Origin of the sequence: Serratia sp. MMO-28 (assembly GCF_037199905.1) — a bacterium.
GTDB lineage: Bacteria > Pseudomonadota > Gammaproteobacteria > Enterobacterales > Enterobacteriaceae > Chania > Chania oryzae.
In genome coordinates, this window is record NZ_JBBCVB010000005.1 from 119,562 (window position 1) to 137,686 (window position 18,125).

Genomic DNA, 18,125 nt, shown 5'->3' on the forward strand with positions numbered 1-18,125 from the left:
AATTCATCACTTCTTCTTGCTGCTTTTCACGCCGTCCTTCAATAGCTGACGCAGTTTCTTCAGCTCTTTCTGGCTGAGAGGTTGTTCAATTTCCTCTTCAGTGCTTTGGCTATCAATATCGTCATGATGCACTGCCGCATGCTTTTTACTGGCTTTGGCCGGTGGTTGAAAGCTGCTTTCTAGCCGCTTGCAAACTTCTGCACTCAGAGAAAGTTCGTTCTCCAGGGCGCTGGCTTTGATCTTCTCTTTAAGTTCAAGAGGGATTTTTATCGTAAGTGTCGATATCTCGCTCATTTTGCTGCCTTTTATACGGGAAGATTCTTTCAAGCTAAGTCAGCAGCGCGGATGTGTCCAGTCCGTAATGAAAATTTAATTTATTTGTAACATTGAGGGGCTAGCAGAAGGGGGGGAAACAACCAGGGCCCGAGAATTCGAGCCCTGCGATTAATGCTTATTTATAGATAATCGCGGTACCGTGCAGCAGATTATTACCGGTGGCAGCGATGATGCGATAACCACTGGCACCTTGAGCCTCTGCTTGGGCTGCCAGTTTGGCTTCCAGGCTGCTTAGCGTGCTGGCCTGCCCGGCAGAAACCACACCGATTTCCGTCATGCGCAGGGCCTGCTGCTGATCGATTGACTCAGCGGCAAAGGTGGTGAAAGAGGTCAATGCGATGGCGGCTGAAATTGCAAAATATTTGATGTTTTTCATAGGTGACTCCAGTTTATTTTTTTAGACCTGAAAGCGTGTTGCTCTCGATGTATTGAATAATATACCAACCACCGCGCTTTAAAATCTGATAATGCTGAGCTAGTTAATCAAAATATTTGATTAACAATTTACGCATCTTTACGACGATTTACTCACCCTGCGCTAAGGGGAGGAACCTTGGCTGACATAGAATGACCTATCCTGCGGCAACCTTACTGAAGGCAAACGGCGTTGCGGCTGGGATTTCAAATGTCTGGCATGTAGAATGCGGCGGTCAGTTTTGGCCGGTGGGTTAACAATTCATGTCCATTTTACAGAAGGTAGAAGAAATGAAGTCTGAAAATAATATCAATAACAATGACTTAAAATCATCTCCAATTATCGTTGCGCTGGATTATGCCGACAGAAATGCCGCGCTGGCGTTTGCCGATCGCATTGATCCGCAAGATTGCCGGTTAAAAGTGGGCAAAGAAATGTTCACCCTGTTCGGGCCAGAGATTGTGCGCGATCTGCACCAGCGCGGGTTCGACGTTTTCCTCGATTTAAAATTCCACGATATTCCTAACACCACGGCGCATGCGGTGGCTGCGGCGGCAGAGCTTGGCGTGTGGATGGTCAATGTGCATGCCAGCGGTGGCGCACGGATGATGACGGCAGCTAAAGAGGCATTGCAGCCTTATGGCACGGACGCGCCTTTGCTGATTGCGGTTACCGTGCTGACCAGCATGGAGGCCAGCGATCTGCAGGCTATCGGTATTGATATCAGCCCGGCGGAGCAGGCCGAACGTTTAGCGCGTCTGACCCGCGATTGTGGCTTGGATGGCGTAGTCTGTTCCGCGCAGGAAGCACAGCGCCTGAAGGCCGCCTGTGGCAGCCAGTTTCAATTGGTCACGCCGGGGATTCGCCCAGAAGGCAGCGCGGCAGGCGATCAGCGCCGCGTGATGACGCCGCAGCAGGCACAGGCCGTTGGAGTGGATTATATGGTGATCGGCCGCCCGATTACGCAATCGGCGGATCCTGCCGCGACGCTCCGCGCGATCCGTGCATCATTGGTTTAAGGAACAGAATATGAACGATGATAACAGCCGCCTGGTATATTCCACCGACAGCGGGCGTATCAAACAGGAAGAGGTCAAACCACAGCGTGCCAAAGGGGATGGAATTGTGCGTATCCAACGCCAGACCAGCGGGCGCAAAGGCAAAGGCGTCTGTCTGATCAGCGGGATCGACCTGGATGATGCTGCGCTGGACAAACTGGCGGCAGAACTCAAAAAGAAATGTGGCTGCGGCGGCGCGGTGAAAGATGGCGTGATTGAGATCCAGGGGGATAAGCGCGATCTGCTGAAGCAACTGCTGGAAGCCAAAGGCATGAAGGTGAAACTGGCCGGGGGCTAAGCAGAAGACCCTGCCGCAGAAGAGCTTCTGCGGCAGGGTAAAAATAGCGGCTGCCAGAGCACTGGCTCATAGCAGTAACGTGATGAAGATCCGTAACTTATTTGCCTACTTGGCGACCAATCAGCCCCCCGACAGCAGCCCCACCGACGGTACCTAACGCACTGCCATCGGTCAGCACGGCCCCACCGACGGCACCGACACCGGCACCAATTGCCGTATTACGGTCGCGTTTGGACATATCTGCACAGGAACTCAAGGAAATCGCCAGGGTAATTGCCAGAGCGGCTGTGGCAACACGTTGATTAATATTCATAGTAACTTCTCCTTAGCATGGGCTATTCCCAAAAAACCTCGTCTTGCTGATGCACTAGCAAACGCAGGTCGAAAGGGATGACGGAAGTACCTTACTGGCGTAACGCTCTTCTAGTATAAGCATTAATCACCAAATGGGTTTGACTACTTGCGCCCCGATCGTATTGGGATAAAAAGTGGCAATAACCGTAAAAAACCACATAACTTAATGCGATGAACGGTTTTATTGTTGCCAGCGAGTATAAATATCTTATTTGGCCGGGATAGGTAAAGAGTCTTAATTTTGGCGGCGGTATTGGGTAATTATTCTGATTTATCAACCGAGCTGAAAATATTACCGCGTAGCAGCCGTTATTCAGCACATCCTCGCTCATCCAGCAGAACCCTACGTGGTCTTTAGCGATTTATGCCATACCGGCCCGTTGCTTGCCTGCCGACAATAACGGCAAGCCAAGCAACAAGGACAAACCGATGCTTAATGAACTTAAACAACAGGTACTGGAAGCCAATCTGGCGCTGCCACGCCACCATCTGGTGACCTTTACCTGGGGCAACGTCAGTGCGGTAGATCGGCAGCAGGGGCTGATGGTGATCAAACCCTCCGGCGTTGAGTATGACGCCATGACCCGCGACGATATGGTGGTGGTGGAGTTGGAAAGCGGCAAGGTAGTAGAGGGCAACAAGAAACCCTCGTCGGATAGCGATACCCACCGGGTGCTCTATCTGAATTTTGCCGCCGCGGGCGGGATTGTGCATACCCATTCGCGCCATGCCACCATCTGGGCGCAGGCCGGGCTGGATATTCCCGCCTGGGGAACGACACACGCAGATTATTTCTATGGTGACATTCCCTGCACGCGTTTGATGCATGAGGCGGAAATCAATGGCCGCTACGAGTGGGAAACCGGGCGAGTAATCGTTGAGACCTTCGCTGAGCGCGGTTTGGATGCGGCAGCGATTCCGGCGGTATTGGTGCATTCCCACGGCCCATTTGCCTGGGGCAAAGATGCCGACAGCGCGGTGCATAATGCCGTGGTGCTGGAGGAAGTGGCCTACATGGGGATTTTTTCGCGCCAGCTGGCACCGGCCCTGGCCAACATGCAGCAGACGCTGTTGGATAAACACTACCTGCGCAAGCACGGCAAACACGCCTATTACGGCCAGTAGTCTGGGGGCCAGCAGGCCCCGTTTACTCGTTTACCAAATCCAACCGCATACCCTGGCGTTTGAGCGCCTGCTGATAGTCGGGATCCAGGCGCGAATCGGTGATCACCCGGCCAATCTGGCTCATAGGGTCCAGTGGGTTAGGTTGTATCTGGCCGAATTTTGACGAGTCGGTCAGCACAATGTTTTCCACCCCTTTGGCCAGCACGGCATTAACCACGTCGGCGCGCATCATATCGCGGCCGGTAAAGCCGGTTTCGGCGTGGTAGCCATCAACCCCGATAAATGCCTTACTGAAATGCACCTGTTGGATGCACATCCGCGTCAGCGGGCCGACCACGGTTTCGCTTTTTTTCTGATACATCCCCCCTAGCACGATCACCTCGCACTCGGTCTCTTTCAGCAAATGGGAGATGTAATGGCTGACGGTAATCAGCGTGATGCGCTTGCGTTCGGCAAGATAGCGGGCCAGCAGGGCGTTGGTGCTGCCGCTTTCGATAAAGATGGTTTCGCCGTCGTTGACCAGCGAAGCGGCATATTGCGCCAGCTTCTGCTTAAGGCGGAAATTGGACATCATACGGGCATCGACGTCATCACTCTCTAACGCTACCGCTGAGCCATGCACGCGTTTTAGATAGCTGCGCTTTTCCAACAGATTGAGATCTTGGCGGATCGTCACCTCAGAAACGCCAGCGGCGCGCGCCAGTTCATTGACGCTGATGCGCCGCCGATCGTTAACTAACTGCAATATGGTTTGTTGTCTTGAATTCATAGAGGCCTGATGTGCGGCTGCCAAGGGGCAGCCGCCAAGTTCACTGATTAAAGAGTATGTTCGGTGCGCGCGATAATATCATCCTGTGCGTCTGGGGATAATGCGGTAAAGAAGGCAGAATATCCAGCCACCCGCACCACTAAATCACGATATTGGTCAGGATGTTGCTTCGCGGCCAGCAGCGTTTCCCGCGAGACAATATTGTACTGCACGTGCCAACCGTGATAGGTCTCGAAAAAGGTACGCAGCATCAGCATCAGTTTCTCGCGGTCGCGCGGGTTTTCCAGCGTCGACGGATTCAGCTTCTGGTTGAGCAGCACACCGCCAAGAATCGAAGCGGTCGGCAGTTTGGACAGCGAGTTGAACACCGCCGTTGGCCCCAAGTGGTCGGTGCCTGAAGCCGGGCTGGCCCCCTCCGCCAATGGCGTATGAGCTTTACGGCCGTCTGGCGTCGCCATGGTGGCCGCACCAAACGGCACGTTGGCAGAAATGGAGGATGTGCCAGCATAGTAAGTGCCGCCAATCGGGCCACGGCCGAAGCGCGTGTTGTGATACTGCTTCAATTCGTCGATATAGGTCTGATAAGCGCGCACCAGCAACTGGTCAACGTCGTCCACGTCGTTACCGTATTTCGGTGCGACGTTGATCAGCCGTTGGCGTAATTGCTCACCGTCCAACCCGGCGAAGTCGTTGGCCAACGCCTGCGCCAGCTGCTGCTGGCCGATGATCCCTTGCTCGAACACCAGCTTGCGCACTGCCGCCAGGCTGTTGCCGAGGTTGGCAATCCCCACCTGCAAACCGGAAACCCAGTCATATTTCGCGCCGCCTTGCTTGATGCTCTTGCCGCGCTCAATGCAGTCATCCACCAACGCGGAGCAGACGATATCGTGGGCATTCTCTTCCAGTACGGTATCCACCACGCATTCAATCTCGATCGACTTGCGGGTGTAGTAGCGGATTTGCGTATCCCAGGCCTCCAGCACCTGATCAAACTGGCGGAAATTGCCCTGTGAAAGCGCATGTTCCTGTGGCAGGAAGATTTTGCCGGAAGTGGCATCGCGCCCTTGCTCCAACGCCGCCAGCATCACGCGGGCAAAGTTGATAAAGCTCATGCCGGTGCAGCGATAGCCCCACTTACCACCCACGGCGGTTTCGATACAGCCGATAGCGGCGTAATCGTAGGCATCCTGCGGCTCGACCCCCAGTTTGATAAATTCGGGGATAACGATCTCATCGTTGTTGAACGCTGGCATACCAAACCCGCAGCGGATCACCTGCACGCAGGCATCGAGGAAGTCATTGCTGATCCCGGCGTGGTAACGCACGCTGAGGTTGGGCTGGGTGGAGCGCAGGCGGCCGCAGGATTCCAGAATGGTGTAAGACAGCGGATTGACTGCATCTACGGGTTGGCCGTTCACCAGTTTCTGGCCACCGATAGTCACGTTCTGATACAGCGGGCTACCGGCCGAGGCTTTGGAGTGCGAACCGGAACGGATCTTGTTCACTTCCAGCAGCTTCAACCAGCAGCTGTGCAGCATCTCAATGGCTTTTTCGCGCGGCAGGTTTTGCTCCAGCTCGACATCGCGACGATACCAGGGGTAGAGGTACTGATCGAGGCGACCAAAAGAAACCGAGTGGCCGTTGGATTCAATCTGCAGCATCAGTTGAATGAAATAGCACAGTTGCAGCGCCTGCCAGAAGGTCTGCGGTGGCTGGTGGGCGATCAATTCACAGTTGGCGGCCATGGTCAGCAACTCTTCGCGGCGCCAGATACGGTTCTCTTCCTGCGCCATCTCGCGGGCCAACAGGGCGAAGCGCAGAATATGCTCACTTAACGCCGCCAGAGAGATATCGATAGCCTTCAGGAATTGTTCTTTGTGCAGATCGTCCCAGTCGGTCAACTGCAGGCGGCCACGGCGTTCGGCGACCTTGTCGCGCAGGCCGTCCAGGCCTTTCTCCAATAGCAGCGGGAAGTTGACCGCCAAGTGGGCATCGCCAGAAGTCATATTACCTTCTGCTTTGATGATCCCGGTTGCCAGCAGCGCTTTCTGCTCATCGGTAAACATGCCGTAGCAGCGATCCTGCACGGTTTGCCCGCGCCACCATGGGCACAGCTTATGCAGTATCGCTTTGTTCTCTTCACTGACGGAAAAGCCCGCGCCAGGGCGATCGGCTAATTCGTCAATTTCGCTTTCGATCCAACTGACGGTGTATTCCGGGAAGATCGGCGCAGCGCGCAGTTCGCTGGCCTGGTTGCCGATGATCAACTCGTCGTTTTTGATCCAGATAGTGCGGTTTGCCAAGTGGTTAGCCAGCGCCAATGCACGCCGCACCGGCAGCGGTTTATCCTGATGCTGCCGGTAGGTTTCGGTGTAATGCTGTGCGCGCTCGGTGCAGACCGGGGGTTTAACGATATGGATCAGCGCGTTCTTATGCGCCTGGGTGCGTTCGGTCAGGGTGGTCAGATCCAGCGTTGTCATAATGTTATCCTCGTAAAATGGCGGTCAAGCCTTTGGCGCTGGCGTAATCTTCGGCATAGGCCAGCAGTTCAGGGTCGTCCAGTGGGGTACGGGAAGCGTGATAAGGCATACCGAGCAGATGGTATTTATTGATGCCCAGCGTGTGGTACGGTAGAAAATGAATTTCTTTCACGCCAACCTCGTCGGCGGCAAAGTCGGTAATGGCACGGATCGAAGCGCGATCGGCGTTGAACTCGGGGATCAACGGCACCCTTACGGTGATCTCGGTGCCTGCCGCCGCCAAGCGGCGGAAGTTGTCCATCACCCGTTTGGCGGAACCGTCGGTCCATTGTTTGAAGCGCACCTCGTCAACATGCTTGAGGTCGGCCAGCATCAGATCAAGCCAGGGCAGTGACGGCGCAATATATGACCACGGCGTGTGCAGGCAGGATTCTACCGCCGTATGAATACCGGCCTCGCGTCCACGCTTGAGCAGTGCTGCGGCGATCTCCGGTTGCATAAAAGGTTCACCGCCGGAAAGCGTCAGGCCACCGCCGGTGCGCAGATAGAAGGGCTTATCGCGCAGCACTTCGGCCATTACGGCGTCGAGATCTAGCGCATTGCCGCAAATGCTCAGCGCGCCGGTGGGGCAACAACCGTTCAGTGCCTCAAAATCAGCGGCGGTGAGCTGTGTGCGCTGAATCGTCAGCGTTTCTGGCGTGCGCGTAATGGCGTGCGGGCAACGTTCGCTGCACAGGGTACAGCCAGCCAGGCACAGGCGTTCATCGAACAGCAATTCCTGCTGGCGTGAACGGCTTTCCGGGTTCTGGCACCAGCGGCAGCCCAGAGAGCATCCTTTAAGGAACACCACGCTGCGGATGCCTGGGCCATCATGTGTGGAATAGCGCTGCAGATTGAAAAGCATGGGTCACCTGTGACGTTAAAATTCTTCTTACGCAAATTAAATATCTTTCGAATGAAACTTGTATTGATTTTAGTCAAATAAAAAAGGCCTTTTTGCCTTATTATGATGAGAGTCTGAATTTGTTTATAAAATAATCAGGAGACCGATATGGAGCTTTATCTTGATACCGCCGATGTCACTGCCGTGAAACGTCTGGCGCGGGTGCTGCCGCTGCACGGTGTGACCACCAACCCGAGCATTGTGGCCAAAGAGCGGAAACCGATTTGGGAAGTGTTGCCCGCTCTGCGCGATGCGCTCGGCGGTACTGGCAAACTGTTTGCGCAGGTGATGGCCAGCGATGCGGAGCGCATGGTAGCGGAAGCCATGCTGCTGAATCAGCGGGTGCCGGGGCTGGTGGTGAAGATCCCGGTTACGGCAGAAGGTTTAGCGGCGATCAAAAAACTTAAAGCGATGTCGATCCCCACGCTGGGTACGGCGGTTTACGGTGCAGGCCAAGGATTGCTGGGGGCGTTGGCGGGGGCGGAATATGTCGCACCTTACGTTAACCGCCTGGATGCGCAGGGCGGTGATGGCATTGCAATGGTTCATGAACTGCAGCAGTTGCTTAATCTGCATGCTCCTCATGCCAAGGTGCTGGCAGCCAGCTTCAAAACGCCGCGTCAGGCGTTGGAGTGCCTGCTGGCGGGCTGCCAGTCGATCACCCTACCGGTAGACGTGGCCGAACAGTTTATTGGCACCCCGGCTGTACAGGCGGCGGTAGAGAAGTTTGAACAGGACTGGCAGGGCGCGTTTGGCACCACTTTGCTGAGCTGATGGTTGATGGGCGGCACTAAGCCGCCCTTGATTTACTCTTCTAGCGTGTTCAGATACGCCCGGTCTCTTCACGCAGAACGATAGTGCTTTCGCGCACCGTCGGCGTGTTTGAGCTCATCGCACGGCGGATCACAAAGAAAGCAGAGATCAGCATGGTGACCGCAACCAGCATGAAGAAGGCGCACAACGCGGCGTTAATCTGGTTGCTGAACACGATGGTTTCCATGTCTTTCAGCGATTTTGCCGGCGCGATCAGCGTGCCTTGTTCAATCCCGGCAGAGAATTTTTTCGCCTGCGCCAGGAAGCCAATGCTCGGTTTTTCGTGGAAGATCTTCTGCCAGCCGGCGGTCATTGAGGTAATAAACAGCCAGATGGTCGGCAGAATGGTCACCCAGGCGTAACGCTGCTTCTTCATTTTGAACAGCACCACGGTGCCGAGGATCAGCGCCATCGAAGCCAGCATCTGGTTACCGATACCGAACAGCGGCCATAGGGTGTTGATACCGCCCAACGGATCAACCACCCCTTGATAGACGAAGAAACCCCAGCCGGATACCGCGACGGTGGTTCCCGCCAGGTTACCGAACCAGGAGCGGTTGTTAGCCAGGCGTGGAACGGCGATGCCTACCAGATCCTGCACCATAAAGCGGCAGGCGCGGGTACCGGCATCGACGGCGGTCAGAATAAACAACGCCTCAAACAGAATGGCGAAGTGATACCAGAAAGCCATCATGGTGCGGCTGTTGAACACTTCGGTGATGATATGCGCCATGCCAACGGCGAAGGTCGGTGCACCACCAGCCCGCGACAGCACGGAGTTTTCACCCACGTCCTTGGCGATTTGCGTCAGCGCCTCAGGGGTGATCATAAAGCCCCAACCGTTGATCATCTGCGACGCATTTTCCACCGTGGTGCCGATCAGCGCCGCCGGGGAGTTCATGGCAAAGTAAACGCCCGGGTCGATCACCGAGGCACAAATCAGCGCCATGATCGCCACAAAGGATTCCATCAGCATTGCGCCATAGCCGATAAAGCGGATATGGCTTTCACGTTCCACCAGTTTCGGTGTGGTGCCGCTGGAAACCAGGGCGTGGAAGCCGGAAATGGCGCCGCAGGCAATGGTGATAAACAGGAACGGGAACAGTGAGCCGGCAAAGACCGGGCCGCTGCCGTCGATAAAGCGCGACACCGCGGGCATTTTCATTTCTGGCATGGCGAACACGATGCCCACCGCCAACCCGACGATCACACCGATCTTGAGGAAAGTAGACAGATAATCACGCGGTGCCAGCAACAGCCACACTGGCAACACTGAAGCGATAAAGCCATAAATCACCAGCACCCAGGTCAGGGTGGTGCCGTGCAGGGTAAAGAACGGCCCCCAATAAGGATGCTGCGCCACGTTACCGCCATAGATAATGGCCGCCATCATCAGCACAAAGCCGATCAACGACACCTCGGCAATTTTGCCGGGGCGGATAAAACGCATGTAAACACCCATAAACAGCGCGATAGGGATAGTGGCAGCAATGGTGAACAGGCCCCACGGGCTGTCCGCCAGCGCTTTCACTACCACCAGAGCCAGCGCCGACAGGATGATAATCATCACCCCGAGCGCGCCGAGCATGGTGACCACCCCGGCAAAGGCCCCCAGTTCCTGTTTGGCCATTTCGCCGAGCGAGCGCCCATCGCGGCGGGTGGAGATAAACAGGATCAGGAAATCCTGCACCGCACCGGCCATCATCACGCCGACCAGGATCCAGATGGTGCCCGGCAGAAAGCCCATCTGCGCCGCCAGGATCGGCCCAACCAGCGGGCCGGCACCGGCAATGGCAGCAAAGTGGTGGCCGAACAGCACCCACTTGTTGGTGGGGACATAGTCCAGGCCATCGTTATGACGTTCCGCCGGAGTCAGCCGACGATCGTCCAGTTCAAAGACGTTTTTGGCAATAAACAGGCTGTAGAAGCGATAAGCAATGCTGTAACAGGCAACGGCGGCGATCACCAGCCAGACAGCGTTGACGTGCTCCCCACGGCTGAGTGCCAGCATGGCAAAAGCGAAGGCGCCAAGTAACGCCACCGCAAGCCAGATAATGCCGGACTTGACGTTTTTCATGTTCCACAACTCCTTGTTGTGTAGAAGTAGACAAAAGTAATGTTTCGTAAGTAAAAGTGAGTGGCAGGTTAAAAATAGGGATTTTAAGCGTGAAGAGAAGTCGGTCAGATGAAAACTGTGAACTCAGCGGGCGTTTATTGAAAAAACAAGGTGATGTGACAGGGGAAGTGGCGAGCGTGATAGCATAAAAAAGGGCGATACCGCGGTATCGCCCTGAGGTTTTGTGGTTCAGTTATGCAACGGGTTTGGCAATCACGCTGCGGGTTTCCATGCGTACTTCGGCGATGTTGACCTGCAGGGTATCGCTCTGGCGATAAACCATTTCGCCTTTCACCTGCACCATGCCGGTTTCCTGGCTGCATACCAGTTCATCACGCACTGCATGAATGAACGGTGCTGGAATAAAGGCGACCGCGCCGTTCTCCAACAGGCGCACGCGCAGGCCGCCGCGCGTCACGTCGATGATCTCTGCCGTGAAGCGTTCATCGCTGCCCGCTTTGTCTTTCAGGAAACGCGCATACAGCCAGTCGCCAACGTCGCGTTCGGCCATGCGGTTCAGACGGCGGCGTTCAGCTAACTGTGTGGTCACTTCATCTGACGGTTTGCTGGCCGCTTGCTCGCTGATAATGGCTTTCAGCAGGCGATGGTTGACCATGTCACCGTATTTGCGGATTGGCGACGTCCAGGTGGCATAGGCTTCCAGCCCCAGGCCAAAGTGCGGGCCAGGAGCGGTGCTGATCTCTGCAAACGTCTGGAAACGGCGAATGCGGCTATCAAGGAACTGCGTCGGCTGTGCATCAAGATGCCGGCGCAGTTCGCAGAACCCGTCCAGCGTCAGCAGTTTGGCCGCTTCGGCTTCTACCGCGTTGGTCTGCAGCACGTTAACCGCCTGTTCAACCAGTGCCGGATCAAAACCGTTATGAACGTTGTAGATGCCAAAGCCGAGGCGATCGCGCAGCACCAGGGCGGCACAGACGTTGGCGGCAATCATGCACTCTTCAACGATACGGTTGGCCGTGCGGCGCTGTTCGGTGACGATGTCCAGCACGTCACCTTTTTCACCGAGCACAAAACGATAGTCTGGGCGATCTTTAAACACCAGTGCGTGCTGGTGGCGCCAGGTACTACGGGCATCGCACACCTTTTTGAGCAAGGTGATCTGCTGTGCGATCACCTCGTTTGGCGGTTGCCAACCGGTAATGCCGTCCAGCCAGTCCGAGACTTCGTCATAAACCAGTTTGGCTTTGGATTCGATCTCCGCGGCGAAGAAGCGAATATCGTTCCCTAATGCGCCATCTGCGGCGATCGTCACACGGCAAGCCAACACCGGTCGGCGCTCGTTGGGGCGCAGCGAACACAGGTTGTCGGACAGATCGCGCGGCAACATCGGAATATTGAAGCCGGGCAGGTAGTTGGTGAACGCACGTTTGCGGGCGATATCATCCAGGTTGCTGCCTTGCTCGACGTAAGCGGTAGGATCGGCAATGGCGATGGTCAACTGCAGCGTGCCGTCGCCGTTATCCTGCACGTACAGCGCATCGTCCATATCTTCGGTGCTGGCGCTGTCGATAGTGACAAAATCCAGCGCGGTGAGATCTTCACGCGGCAGGGCGGTATCCGCTTCGCTGATGGCGACCATCTCTGGCGCTTCTCTCTCCAGATTATGGCGCGCCAGCGTTACCCACCAAGGGGCGAAATGGTCTTCGCCGTCGGTGATGAACTGCGTCAGGTCGGCATAAAAGCCGCGATCGCCTTTCAGCGGATGGCGGCGCATTTCTGCTACTGCCCAGTCGCCGGGCTGGAAGTCACGGGTCACTTCACGCACTGGACGGCACTGAATCGCGTCTTTCAGCAAGGGATGATCGGGCACGATGGACAGGCGATCGTCTTTTTTCTGCACACGGCCGACAAAACGCGACAGGAACGGCTCAACCAGGGTTTCTGGCTCGGCGATCTCGCGATCTTTTTCGGTGTGCAGCGTGGCGACGATACGATCCCCATGCATGACTTTTTTCATGTACGGCGGTGGAATAAAGTAACTTTTCTGACCGTCGACTTCTAAAAAGCCAAAACCTTTCTCAGTCCCTTTTACTACGCCTTCAACACGCGGGGTTTGAGAGTGAAGTTGCTGTTTAAGCTGCGCCAGCAGCGGGTTATCTTGAAACATATCGTCCAGTGAATGGGTTGTGAGTGGCAAGATTTGCGGCAGACAGTTTTACGCGAATCACCTGCTGTGGGCAAGCCTAACGTCACGATTTCACTGTGTTGATGTGTGTTGAACGGCCCGATGGGCTAAGAACAAACCATGGCGATTCCAGCCATGGTTTGCCATCAGAGCTAGACGATACGCAAGGCGGGGGCGCTGGCACAGCGGCGGATCGTCACCGGGATGGATTTGGAGGTGGGCGTACCGGTGCCATCACCAAAACTGGTTAGAGGCACTAATGGATTGGTCTCGGGATAGTAGGCGGCCAGGTTGCCGCGCGGTATCGCGTAGCTGACCAGCTTGAAGCCGCTGACTTTGCGCACCACGCCGTCATGCCATAGGGTTTCAATGTCCACCAATTCACCTTCCTGCAGACCAAGATCAGCCAAATCTTGCGGATGGATAAACAGTACTTCCCGCTGGCCATAGACCCCCCGATAGCGGTCATCCAGCCCATAAATGGTGGTGTTGTACTGATCGTGCGAACGTAGGGTCTGCAGCGTAAAGGGAGCTTGCTCTGCCCCCGGATGGGCACGCAGCGTTTCTGGCAGCGCTGCGGCGCTGAACTGTGCCTTGCCGCTTGGCGTCGCGAAACGCAGTTCCGCGGCGGCATTGCCCAGATAAAAACCGCCGGGTTGTTCGCAGCGTTGGTTGAAGTTGTCAAAGCCGGGCAGGGTGGCCTGAATATGATCGCGGATCAGCGAATAGTCATCGGCCAGCGCTAGCCAGTCCAGCGTTTCGCTACCCAGCACCGCATCGGCAATGCCACAGACAATGGCGGTTTCCGAACGTTGATTTTCGGACAGCGGCCTGCCGATGCCTTCTGAGGCATGCACCATGCTGAAAGAGTCTTCTACCGTGATGAACTGCGGCCCGCTGGCCTGCAGATCCAACTCGGTGCGCCCCAGCGTAGGCAAAATCAACGCCTCTTTCCCGGTGATCAGGTGGCTGCGGTTCAGCTTGGTGCTGATGTGCACCGTCAGTTCGCAGTTGCGCAGGGCCTGTGCGGTGCGCTCAGTATCCGGTGCCGCTGCCGCCAGGTTACCGCCGAGAGCCAACAGCACTTTAACCTCACCGCGTAGCATGGCTTCGATCGCTTCCACCGTGTTATGCCCAGCCTCACGACGCGGCGTGAAACCGAAATGTTGTTCCAGGCTATCGAGCAGCGCTTTGGGTGCTTTCTCATCAATACCCATGGTGCGATTGCCTTGCACATTGCTGTGGCCGCGCACCGGGCACAATCCTGCCCCCGGTTTACCCAACTGGCCAAACAGCAGTTGCAGATTGGTGATTTCACGCACCGTCGCTACCGAATGTTTATGTTGGGTGATCCCCATCGCCCAGGTGCAGATCACGCGTTCGGCGCTCTGATAGATTGCCGCTGCCTGGCGTAGCTGGCTTTCGCTCAGGCCTGATTGCTGCGTAATGTGCGACCAAGCGCTGGCATCCACCTGTACCAGATATTCTTCAACGCCGATGCAGTGCTGCTCAATAAACACCCGGTCGAACAGCCCGGCTTGCCCCTCCGCCAGCCGCTGGCGATGGGTTTCCAGCAGCGCTTTCACGATGCCGCGTACGGCAGCCAGATCGCCACCGAGATTGGGCTGGAAGTAGGCCGAACTGATGGGGGAGGATGTTGGCGTCAGCATCTGCAGTGGGTTCTGCGGATCGGCAAAACGCTCCAGCCCGCGCTCGCGCAGCGTGTTAAAGCTGACGATGCGTGCGCCACGTTTAGCCGCCTGTTTCAGGCTGTGCAACATGCGCGGGTGGTTGGTGCCCGGATTCTGGCCAAACACAAAAATAGCATCGGCCAGCTCAAAATCCTCCATGCGGACGGTGCCTTTACCCACGCCGATGCTTTGCTTAAGGCCAACGCCGCTGGCTTCGTGGCACATATTCGAGCAATCGGGGAAATTGCTGGTGCCCAGCATGCGGCCAAACAGCTGGTAAAGGTAAGAGGCTTCGTTGCTGGCACGGCCCGAGGTGTAAAGCTCGATCTGGCTAGGGTTGTCCATTTGCCGGATGTGCTGGGCAATCAGCGTAAAAGCCGCTGGCCAGCTGATAGGCTGATAGCGATCGCTGGCTGCGTCATAACGCATTGGGTGGGTAAGACGCCCCTGATATTCCAGAAAATAGTCGCTTTGCTGCAGCAGCGTGCTGACACTGTGGGCGGCGAAAAAGGCCGGTTCAACCGCGCTGCGCGTGGCCTCCCAACTGACGGCTTTGGCTCCGTTTTCGCAGAAACTGAAGGTGCTGTGGTTATCATCGCCCCAGGCACAGCCAGGGCAGTCGAAACCGCGCGCTTTATTAACGCGCAGCAGGTTGCGCAGGTTTTTCAGCGGTTGTTTGCTGTCGAACACATAGCGGGTGGTGGCTTCTAACGAGCCCCAGCCACCCGCCGCGCCGCGATAAGGCTTGATTGACGGTTTGAATTTCATTTTTTTCTTCGCAGGTGAATATTGTTGCTAGTAGGTAAGCGTTTTTTTAAGCATTTTGAGTATTTATGTCACAAGCTTAGAGTCGTGCAGGCGGGGCGTCTAATCGAATGGAGCAATGATGGCATAGAGGGTATTTATCGCCAGAGTGATATACTCGGCAAAAAACTTATCTTCCAGGCTAAGACATGGATATTAAGCAGCTGATTTACCTGTGTAATCTTGAGCGTGAGCGCCATTTCGGCCGCGCGGCAGAGGCCAGCTTCGTCAGCCAGCCAACCCTATCCATGCGGCTGAAAAACCTGGAAAAAGAGCTGGGCGTGGCGCTGATCAATCGGGGTAACAATTTCGAAGGGTTTACCGCTGAGGGTGAGCGGGTGCTGGTGTGGGCGCGGGAAATTGTCTCGGTTTATCAGGGGCTGAAGCTGGAGGTGGAGTCGCTCAAGCATGGCTTGAACGGCACACTACGCCTGGGAACCGTGCCACAGTGCAGCATTTCGCTGGCGCAATTGCTAAAGGCGGTCAGTGAGCGTTATCCGCAACTGGATTATCGGGTGGCAGTGATGAGTGCCGATCAGTTGCTGGAAGCGCTCACCGCCCACACGGTGGACATTGGTATCGGCTTTTTTGAACGGCCCACCCTCAAAGAACTGCATTTTCAATCACAACCGCTTGCTGACGGCGGGGTAGAACTGGTGTTTCACCCACAGCATTTCCCCGCGCTGGCAGGGGTGACTCCACTGACGCTAGAGGCGGTGGCCGCCTTACCGCTGTGCCTGGCTGAGCCGACGCGTTATTTCCGCCGTTATCTTGATCAACACTTCCGCGACGCCGGTCTAACGCTGCATGCGCGCTTGGAAAGTACGTCGATCTTCCAACTGTTACAGGGGATTTTTGTCGGGTTGGGCTGTGGGCTATTCCCCAGCGGCAGCCTGTTGCCAGAGATGATGCCACAGCTGCAACGGCGGGCGATTGCTATTGCACCGATGGCGCGCCATGCCGCGCTGGTGATTGCCGAACCGGGCCGCGCGACCCCGCTGGCACAGCATTTCTTTGATGCAGCGCAGGAGTGGTTAGTGCAATAGGTTTTGGGTGACAATGTCACTTTTAATCTGTACGGGAAAACGTAGAGGGCAGATGAAACAGGGCCGAAGTAATTCGGCCCTGTTTCATTGGCTGGCGCGTTATTTCAGCTCTAATTCGTTCATCGCAGCAATGCTGAAACCGCCGTCAACGTGGACGATCTCACCGGAAATACCGGCCGCCAGGTTGGAGCACAGGAAGGCGGCGGTGTTCCCCACGTCCTCGGTGGTGACGGTACGGCGAATCGGCGTTACGGCCTCGCAATGGGCCAGCATCTTGCGGAAATCTTTGATGCCAGATGCTGCCAGCGTGCGGATCGGCCCGGCGGAGATGCCGTTAACGCGCACCCCTTCAGGCCCCATGGCGTTGGCCATATAGCGCACGTTGGCCTCCAACGAGGCTTTTGCCAGGCCCATCACGTTGTAGTTGGGAATCGCGCGCTCTGCCCCGAGGTAAGACAACGTCAGCAATGCCGAACCGGCGTTGAGCATAGGACGGCACGCCTTGGCCATGGCGACAAAGCTGTAGGAACTGATGTCATGCGCGATGGCAAAGCCTTCACGCGTCACGGCGTTGACGTAATCGCCATCCAATTGATCCGCCGGGGCGTAACCGATCGAGTGGACGAAACCATCAAACGTGGGCCAGTGTTGCCCCAATTGGGCAAACATGGCGCTGATGCTTGCATCCTGCGCCACGTCGCATTCCAGAACGAGGTTGGACCCCAATGCCGCCGCGAATTCCGCTACGCGCGGTTGGAGTTTGTCATTCTGGTAGGTGAAAGCCAGTGCGGCACCTTCACGATGCATGGCCTGCGCGATACCAAAAGCGATGGAAAGTTTGCTGGCAACGCCAGTGATCAGAAGGCGTTTGCCGGTTAAAAAACCCATATAACGTTATCCTTTAGGTTTAGCTCGGAATTAGAACTTGCCGCCATCACGCCGCCAGGCATCGGCAGTCAGTGCTTCACCAAAATGGCTGGCGATCAGGCGTTTGGTGAGCTCATGCAACGGGGCTGCCAGCACCTCGGCCGTGCTGCCACGCTCAACGATTTCACCCTCATGCATCACCATCACTTGATCGCTGATATGCTTCATCATGCCCAGATGTTGGGTGACATAAATATATGATATTCCATGCTTTTCCTGCAGCTCGAGCATCAGATTAATGATTTGTGAACGCATCGACATATCCAGCGATGCCAGCGCTTCATCGGCGATAATCACCTGGGGTTGCAGGATCAGTGCGCGCGCCAGGGCAACACGCTGCTTCTGGCCCGAAGCGAGCATGTGCGGATAATAATAGGCGTGGTCCGGTAGCATGCCCACCTGGCGTAAAGTCTGGTTGATACGCGCTTCGCGCTCTGCGGCCTCCAGGTCGGTATTCAGCCGCAACGGCGCATCCAGCAACTGGCCGATGCGCTGACGTGGATTGAGCGAGGTGCTGGGATCTTGGAAAATCATGCGAATGCGCTGGCTACGGTAGCGATAATCGCCATACTCCAGCGGATGGTCATCAATCAACACTTCGCCGGAAGAGGGCTCGATCATGCCGGAAAGCATTTTCGCCAGGGTGGATTTACCGGAGCCGTTTTCGCCGATGATCGCCAGCGTCTGGCGTTCACGCAGGGTAAAGCTGACGGATTTTACTGCCTCCACATTCTGGCGGCGGAACAGCCCGGTGCGATAGCGGTATGTTTTCGCCAGATTGCGCACTTCCAACAGCGTTTCCAT

16 protein-coding genes are annotated in these 18,125 nt (G+C 56.0%); 5 read left to right on the forward strand and 11 right to left on the reverse strand.

Annotated elements, in window-relative coordinates; translation table 11 throughout:
- Positions 1–6: 6 nt before the first annotated feature.
- Both WG891_RS06095 and bhsA read right to left on the reverse strand, forming a co-directional pair.
- Entirely contained in the window at positions 7–294 is a 288-nt protein-coding gene (locus WG891_RS06095) for a hypothetical protein (protein WP_337261999.1), read from the reverse strand.
- A gap of 157 nt (positions 295–451) precedes the next feature.
- The gene (bhsA, locus tag WG891_RS06100; RefSeq protein WP_076939980.1) at positions 452–712 is read right to left on the reverse strand and encodes a multiple stress resistance protein BhsA; all 261 of its coding nucleotides are present in this window, start codon (positions 710–712) and stop codon (positions 452–454) included.
- A gap of 329 nt (positions 713–1,041) precedes the next feature.
- On the opposite strand from bhsA, the gene pyrF reads away from it, so the two are divergent.
- Both pyrF and yciH read left to right on the forward strand, forming a co-directional pair.
- Complete coding sequence (pyrF, locus tag WG891_RS06105) at positions 1,042–1,770, forward strand: orotidine-5'-phosphate decarboxylase (RefSeq protein ID WP_337261915.1); 729 nt, start codon at positions 1,042–1,044, stop codon at positions 1,768–1,770.
- A gap of 10 nt (positions 1,771–1,780) precedes the next feature.
- Positions 1,781–2,107, forward strand: coding sequence for a stress response translation initiation inhibitor YciH (gene yciH, locus WG891_RS06110; RefSeq protein ID WP_337261916.1), 327 nt, complete (start codon positions 1,781–1,783; stop codon positions 2,105–2,107).
- Positions 2,108–2,204: 97 nt separating this feature from the next.
- On the opposite strand, the gene osmB is transcribed toward yciH, so the two are convergent.
- Entirely contained in the window at positions 2,205–2,420 is a 216-nt protein-coding gene (gene osmB, locus WG891_RS06115) for an osmotically-inducible lipoprotein OsmB (RefSeq protein WP_337261917.1), read from the reverse strand.
- 470 nt (positions 2,421–2,890) lie between these two features.
- Here osmB and araD point away from each other — a divergent pair, with 470 nt between their 5' ends.
- Positions 2,891–3,586: an L-ribulose-5-phosphate 4-epimerase gene (gene araD, locus WG891_RS06120; protein WP_076939984.1), complete on the forward strand. Its 696-nt coding sequence runs from the start codon at positions 2,891–2,893 to the stop codon at positions 3,584–3,586.
- A 22-nt stretch (positions 3,587–3,608) separates the two neighbouring features.
- On the opposite strand, the gene WG891_RS06125 is transcribed toward araD, so the two are convergent.
- The 3 genes from WG891_RS06125 to WG891_RS06135 are packed head-to-tail and all read right to left on the reverse strand — an operon-like array spanning position 3,609 to position 7,739.
- Positions 3,609–4,355 carry a DeoR/GlpR family DNA-binding transcription regulator gene (locus WG891_RS06125; protein ID WP_076939985.1) on the reverse strand — a complete coding sequence of 249 codons (747 nt, stop codon included), beginning with the start codon at positions 4,353–4,355 and terminating at the stop codon, positions 3,609–3,611.
- A gap of 47 nt (positions 4,356–4,402) precedes the next feature.
- Positions 4,403–6,835: a formate C-acetyltransferase/glycerol dehydratase family glycyl radical enzyme gene (locus tag WG891_RS06130; protein WP_337261918.1), complete on the reverse strand. Its 2,433-nt coding sequence runs from the start codon at positions 6,833–6,835 to the stop codon at positions 4,403–4,405.
- Positions 6,836–6,839: 4 nt separating this feature from the next.
- The gene (locus WG891_RS06135; RefSeq protein WP_337261919.1) at positions 6,840–7,739 is read right to left on the reverse strand and encodes a glycyl-radical enzyme activating protein; all 900 of its coding nucleotides are present in this window, start codon (positions 7,737–7,739) and stop codon (positions 6,840–6,842) included.
- A 147-nt stretch (positions 7,740–7,886) separates the two neighbouring features.
- On the opposite strand from WG891_RS06135, the gene fsa reads away from it, so the two are divergent.
- Positions 7,887–8,552, forward strand: coding sequence for a fructose-6-phosphate aldolase (fsa, locus tag WG891_RS06140; RefSeq protein ID WP_337261920.1), 666 nt, complete (start codon positions 7,887–7,889; stop codon positions 8,550–8,552).
- Between the two features lie 49 nt (positions 8,553–8,601).
- Here fsa and WG891_RS06145 read toward each other — a convergent pair whose 3' ends face one another.
- The 3 genes from WG891_RS06145 to WG891_RS06155 form a co-directional block, all read right to left on the reverse strand.
- The gene (locus WG891_RS06145) at positions 8,602–10,668 is read right to left on the reverse strand and encodes a carbon starvation CstA family protein (protein ID WP_337261921.1); all 2,067 of its coding nucleotides are present in this window, start codon (positions 10,666–10,668) and stop codon (positions 8,602–8,604) included.
- A 232-nt stretch (positions 10,669–10,900) separates the two neighbouring features.
- The gene (locus WG891_RS06150) at positions 10,901–12,835 is read right to left on the reverse strand and encodes an exoribonuclease II (RefSeq protein ID WP_337261922.1); all 1,935 of its coding nucleotides are present in this window, start codon (positions 12,833–12,835) and stop codon (positions 10,901–10,903) included.
- A gap of 170 nt (positions 12,836–13,005) precedes the next feature.
- Complete coding sequence (locus WG891_RS06155) at positions 13,006–15,312, reverse strand: FdhF/YdeP family oxidoreductase (protein ID WP_337261923.1); 2,307 nt, start codon at positions 15,310–15,312, stop codon at positions 13,006–13,008.
- Between the two features lie 185 nt (positions 15,313–15,497).
- Between WG891_RS06155 and WG891_RS06160 the strand changes: the two genes are divergently transcribed.
- The gene (locus tag WG891_RS06160; protein WP_337261924.1) at positions 15,498–16,394 is read left to right on the forward strand and encodes a LysR family transcriptional regulator; all 897 of its coding nucleotides are present in this window, start codon (positions 15,498–15,500) and stop codon (positions 16,392–16,394) included.
- Between the two features lie 99 nt (positions 16,395–16,493).
- Here WG891_RS06160 and fabI read toward each other — a convergent pair whose 3' ends face one another.
- A complete protein-coding gene (fabI, locus tag WG891_RS06165; protein WP_337261925.1) occupies positions 16,494–17,282 on the reverse strand; it encodes an enoyl-ACP reductase FabI in 789 nt (262 codons plus the stop codon).
- Positions 17,283–17,312: 30 nt separating this feature from the next.
- Positions 17,313–18,125 carry a putrescine export ABC transporter ATP-binding protein SapF gene (gene sapF / locus WG891_RS06170; RefSeq protein WP_076939995.1) on the reverse strand — a complete coding sequence of 271 codons (813 nt, stop codon included), beginning with the start codon at positions 18,123–18,125 and terminating at the stop codon, positions 17,313–17,315.